The sequence below is a fragment of the Bacillus sp. mrc49 genome (assembly GCF_002803435.1).
Map to the genome: position 1 here is coordinate 1 of NZ_PHNG01000358.1, position 335 is coordinate 335.

The window sequence follows — 335 nt, forward strand, 5'->3', positions numbered from 1 at the left end:
ATCAATGATATCGGCAAAGAGGTTCTCTGTTATGAATTTCTTGGCACGATTAAGGAAGATACATACCGTATTTTCATTAATGCCGATACTGGTCAAGAAGAAAAGGTGGAAAAATTAAAGAATTCGGAGCCCGTATATGAAAATTTAATCTGATTGTATTTCTAATTTCAATTTTAAATGGGGAAATGTGCCTAGTCACTTTCCCTTTTTCTCATTTCATGACATAATAATAGAAACGATTTTTGGATTAAATGGGGAATTTGATGGGCAATGGGATGTCGTTAACCAAATTCCATTACATCATAAAGGAAGTGGAACGTGATGATAGATCGGAA

Annotated in this window: 1 pseudogene; it reads left to right on the forward strand. The window is 34.0% G+C overall.

From position 1 onward, the window contains the following. Window positions 1-153 (forward strand): annotated as a pseudogene (locus CVN76_RS02310) (PepSY domain-containing protein); the annotation flags it as partial. Window positions 154-335 lie beyond the last annotated feature (182 nt).